4 protein-coding genes are annotated in these 4996 nt (G+C 70.7%); all 4 read left to right on the top strand.

From position 1 onward, the window contains the following. The coding region (locus U9980_RS22185; RefSeq protein ID WP_416210352.1) for a class I SAM-dependent RNA methyltransferase at nucleotides 1–1388 on the top strand (1388 nt) is incomplete at its 5' end. Between the two features lie 272 nt (nucleotides 1389–1660). Beyond that, the gene (gene dxs / locus U9980_RS22180) at nucleotides 1661–3607 is read left to right on the top strand and encodes a 1-deoxy-D-xylulose-5-phosphate synthase (RefSeq protein WP_322769696.1); all 1947 of its coding nucleotides are present in this window, start codon (nucleotides 1661–1663) and stop codon (nucleotides 3605–3607) included. Nucleotides 3608–3807: 200 nt separating this feature from the next. Continuing rightward, nucleotides 3808–3969, top strand: a complete 162-nt coding sequence (locus tag U9980_RS22175) for a hypothetical protein (RefSeq protein WP_322769699.1) — start codon at nucleotides 3808–3810, stop codon at nucleotides 3967–3969. A 5-nt stretch (nucleotides 3970–3974) separates the two neighbouring features. Next, the gene (locus U9980_RS22170) at nucleotides 3975–4973 is read left to right on the top strand and encodes a lysylphosphatidylglycerol synthase transmembrane domain-containing protein (protein WP_416210351.1); all 999 of its coding nucleotides are present in this window, start codon (nucleotides 3975–3977) and stop codon (nucleotides 4971–4973) included. Nucleotides 4974–4996 lie beyond the last annotated feature (23 nt).

Here is a 4996-nt window from a genome sequence, read left to right as displayed (position 1 = left end):
GGCCGGGACACCGCCGGCCGGGACACCGCCGGGACGGACGCCGGGACGACCGGAGCCACCCGACGATGAGCGGCCACGGGCACCGGCCCGGCCGCCCCGAGCAGGCCGGCGGCGCGTCCGTTGACGCGGCCGCGCCGGTTGTCGAGCTGGACATCGGGTCGGTGGCGCACGGTGGGACGTGTGTGGCTCGTCACGAGGGCCGGGTCGTCTTCGTCCGGCATGCACTGCCGGGTGAACGGGTCCGGGCCCGCCTGACCGACACCTCGCACGACCGGTACTGGCGCGCCGACGCGGTCGAGGTCCTGGCAGCCTCTGCGGACCGCGTGCCGGCGCCGTGCCCGCACGCCGGGCCCGGCCGGTGCGGGGGATGCGACTGGCAGCACGCCTCGCTTGCCGCGCAGCGGCGGTTCAAGGCCGAGGTGGTCCGCGAGCAGCTGCGCCGCCTGGCCGGGCTCGACTGGCCGGTGGAGGTCGAAGCGCTGGACCCGCCGTCGGGTTCACCGTCGGGTTCGCCGTCCGACGGTCTCGGCTGGCGCACCCGGATGCGTTACGCACTGACCGAACAGGGCCAGGTCGCGTTGCGGGGCCACCGCTCGCACGAGGTGATCGCGGCGGCGGACTGCCGGATAGCCCACCCGCTCGTGCGTGCCGCGGTCACCGGCCGGACCTTCCCGACGACCAGCGCGGACCCGAGCGCCGGTGCTGTCGAGATTGAGATTGAGGTCGCCGCGAGCGTCTCAAGTGGTAGCACGCTCGTCACACCAGTGGAATTAATCACTACGGCGGGTGGCTCCGCCGGGCTTCGCCCGGTTGACGACGAGATCGTGGAGGTGGTAAGCGGACGCCGGTTCAGGTTGGCTCCCGGGGTGTTCTGGCAGGTCCATCCGGGCGCGCCCGAGGCGCTGGTGGACGCGGTCCTGGCGGGTCTGGCGCCACGTCCCGGGGAACGTGCCCTCGATCTGTACGCCGGTGCGGGTCTGTTCACCGCCGCGCTCGCCGACGCCGTCGGTCCCGATGGGGTCGTGGTGGCGATGGAGTCCGACCCAGCGGCGGTGGCGTCCGCCGCGCGCAGCCTCGCAGACCTTCCACAGGTGTCGTTGCGCGGAGTTCGGGTCTCGCCCGGATCCCTGCGTGGGCTGGCCGGTACCGGCGCTGACATCGTGGTCCTTGATCCGCCCCGGGCGGGCGCGGGCGCAGGCGTGATGCGCGAGCTGCTCGCCCTGCGTCCTCGGGCGGTCGCGTACGTGGCCTGTGATCCCGCACCCCTTGGCCGGGACCTTGCCGTGGCCGTCACGGCGGGTTACTCCATGGTCGGGCTGCGGGCGTTCGACCTGTTCCCGATGACCGCACACGTCGAATGCGTGGCGTTACTTCAGCGGCCCGGCTGACTCCTCTCATCTCGGTGGACACGCCGTCTCATCGTGGTGGACACGCCCGGCGGGAGCGGCGCGCGCACGCTGCGGCGTCGCCGGACGGCTCGGATCCCCCCGGGGCAAACCGCGCATCGTAAGCGCCGGATGGCCCCCTTGGAGCCTGTTTGGAACGTGTTCACATGTCCAGTCTGTGACCGCGACTGATCCTCTGACCTGCGTAGACTGAGCGGCGTCCGGGGCCGATCCCCTCAAAAGGGGGGCAGGGAGTGCACGGAGAGGAAGTGCCGGTGTCGCTTCTGTCGACCGTCCGCAATCCGCACGATCTGAAGAAACTCGCAGTTGATGATCTTCCCGCGCTGGCGGCGGAGATCCGCGACTTTCTCATTCACGCGGTGGCACGCACAGGTGGTCATCTCGGGCCGAATCTTGGCGCCGTCGAGTTGACCATGGCGATCCACCGGGTTTTCGACTCGCCCCATGACCGGATCCTGTGGGACACCGGTCACCAGTCGTATGTCCACAAGATTCTGACCGGCCGTGCGGACGCGTTCGCCGACCTGCGTCAGCGCGGTGGCCTGTCGGGGTATCCCAGCCAGGCGGAGTCACCGCACGACATCATCGAGAACTCGCACGCCTCGACGGCACTGTCCTACGCGGACGGGCTGGCACGGGCGTACGCGTTGCGCGGCGAGTCCCGCTCGGTCGTCGCTGTCGTCGGTGACGGCGCGTTGACCGGTGGCATGTGCTGGGAGGCGTTGAACAACATCGCGGCCGCCGATCGTCCGGTGATCGTGGTTGTCAACGACAACGGACGCTCCTACGCCCCGACGATCGGTGGGCTGGCCGACCATCTGGCCGCGCTGCGTCTGGCACCCGAGTACGAGCAGGTGCTCGACGTCGTCAAGCAGGTGCTGGGCCGTACGCCGCTGGTCGGTGCGCCGCTCTACGATGCCCTGCACGGGATCAAGAAGGGCATCAAGGACGTCGTCCAGCCGCAGGGGATGTTCGAGGATCTCGGTCTGAAGTACGTGGGGCCGGTGGACGGGCACGACGTCCACGCGGTCGAGTCGGCGCTGCGGCGCGCCCGTGACTTCGGCGGGCCCGTCATCGTCCACTGTGTGACCCGCAAGGGCTTCGGCTATCCGGCCGCCGAGCAGGATGACGCCGACTGTTTCCACGCCGTCGGGGTCATCGATCCGAGCACCGGCAAGCCGGCCGCGGCCGGCGGTGGCGGCGGCATCAGCTGGACGGGCGTCTTCTCCGACGAGATCGTCCAGATTGGCCGGGAGCGTCCGGACGTCGTCACGCTCACCGCCGCCATGCTCCAGCCGGTCGGCCTGAAGGCGTTCGCCACGGCCTTCCCGGACCGGGTGTTCGACGTCGGCATCGCCGAGCAGCATGCGGTCACCTCGGCCGCGGGCCTGGCCATGGGTGGCCTCAAGCCGGTGGTGTGCGTCTACGCGACCTTCCTCAACCGGGCCTTCGACCAGGTGTTGATGGACGTCGCCATGCACCGGCTGCCGGTCACCTTCGTCCTGGACCGGGCCGGTGTCACCGGCGAGGACGGGCCGTCCCACAACGGTATGTGGGACATGTCCTTCCTCCAGCTCGTGCCTGGGTTGTCCCTGGCCGCGCCGCGGGACGAGCCCACGCTGCGAGCCGAGCTCCGCGAGGCGCTGGCGATCACCGACGGTCCGTCGGTGGTGCGCTTCGCCAAGGGCAAAGTCAACCCGGACATCCCCGCGATCGAGCGGGTCGGGTCGGTCGACATCCTCTACCGCTCACCCGAGGTGACACCGTCGCGTGAGGTGCTCCTGGTGGCGGTGGGCGCGATGGCGAACACCTGCATGCAGGTCGCCGAGCGGGTCGCGAGCCACGGTATCGGGATCACGGTTGTCGACCCGCGGTGGGTCAAGCCGCTCGATCCGGTGCTCGTCGATCTCGCCCGGATGCACTCGCTCGTGGTCACGGTTGAGGACAACGGCCGGGTCGGCGGGGTCGGGTCGACCTTCGCGCAGCTGCTGCGCGACGCCGACGTGGACGTACCGCTGCGGGACTTCGGCATCCCGCAGATCTTCCTCGACCAGGGCAAGCGCCCGGAGGTCATGGCCGAGATCGGCCTGTCCGCCCAGGAGCTCGCCCGCAAGGTCGTCGAGATAGTCGCGGGCCGTGCGCCCGTCCTCGACGAGGATGCCGAGGAGTCCGAGGAGGAAAGCGCGGCCGGTCAGCTCTGAGCTCCACATCAACCCTTCGGGGTCGGTGCGTCCGTCCGAACGGTCCGGTGGGCTTTGTCCTCGCCGGACCGTTCGGCGTTGTCGGAGTTCGATCCGTTCGGCGGGGGCCGGTGACTGGCCGGAGCGTCGACGGGTTTGCGCCATGTCATGGCGGTGTGATGGTTGATCGTTGGATCGACGCTACGCTGAGCAGATGTGGCATGTACGTTCTGTTGGCGGATGGGTCGGTCGGACGGCCGGGCGCTGTCACTCAGAACCGGGCCGACCAGAACCGGGCCGACCAGAACCGGGCCGACCAGAACCGGGCCGACCAGAACCGGGCCGACCGGGCTCCAGCCGTCGAGGGCTGCGGTGGTGGTTGACGCGGGTGGCGTTGCTGCTCGCGGTCGGGCTGCTCTGCCTTGCGCTGGTCGGTCAGTGGAACGCGGTCCGGGCGTCGTTCGACGACCTGACCGTGGTGAGCGTCGCCGCAGCCGGAGGCGTCACGGTGCTGGCGGTCGGGACGAGCGTGCTGTCCTGGCGGGCGCTGTTGGTGGGGCTCGGCGCGGAACTGCCGTTACGGGCGGCGGTGCGGGTGTTCTTCGTCGGGCAGATCGGCAAGTACGTCCCGGGCAGCGTGTGGCCGGTGCTGGCGCAGATGGAGCTGTCGAGGGCCTACGGCGTGCCCCGGGCAAAGGCTGCGTCGGCGAGTCTGATCGTGTTGGCGCTGGCGGTCCCGTGCGGCGGACTGGCCGCGGCCGTGACCCTGCCGTTTGTGTCGGCGACCGCATTAGGTCACTACGGGTGGGCGCTGCTGGCGGCACCGGGGTTTGCGGTGGTGCTGTATCCGCCGGTGCTGTCCAGGCTGCTGGCGCTCGCGTTCGGTCTGCTGCGCCGGTCACCGCTGGAGCGTCCGCTCGCCGTCGGCCCGGTGCTGGCCGGTGCCGGCTGGCTGCTGACGGGCTTCGTGCTCTACGGCGTCGCGACCTGGCTGCTGGCACGTGATCTTGCGCCGTCCGTGCACGGGCCGCGCCTCCTGCTGCTCTCGGTCGGCGGGTACGCGCTCGCGTGGACGGCCGGGTTCCTTGTCCTGCTGGTCCCGGCCGGTGCGGGCGTGCGCGAGGCCGTACTGATCCTGGCGTTGGCGCCGGTGCTCGCGCACGGCCCTGCGACGCTGCTCGCCCTGGTCATCCGGCTGCTCGCGACCGTGGCCGATCTCTTGTGGGCGGCAGGCGGCATGGCCGTGCGTCCGGGCGACGCCCAACCGGTGTACGCGGCCTGCGGGGTGCCGGCCTGCGGGGTGCCGGCCCGCCGCCCCGGCAGCTCTCAAGGATGTGAATCGGATGCTTCCATAGCAGCATCGGATTCACATCCTTCGGCACCGTGAGCCGACGCGTTCCGGGCTGATCC

The sequence above is a fragment of the Protofrankia sp. Cr1 genome (assembly GCF_963555865.1).
Lineage (GTDB): Bacteria > Actinomycetota > Actinomycetes > Frankiales > Frankiaceae > Protofrankia.
This window is presented reverse-complemented; position numbering and strand designations above follow the sequence as displayed.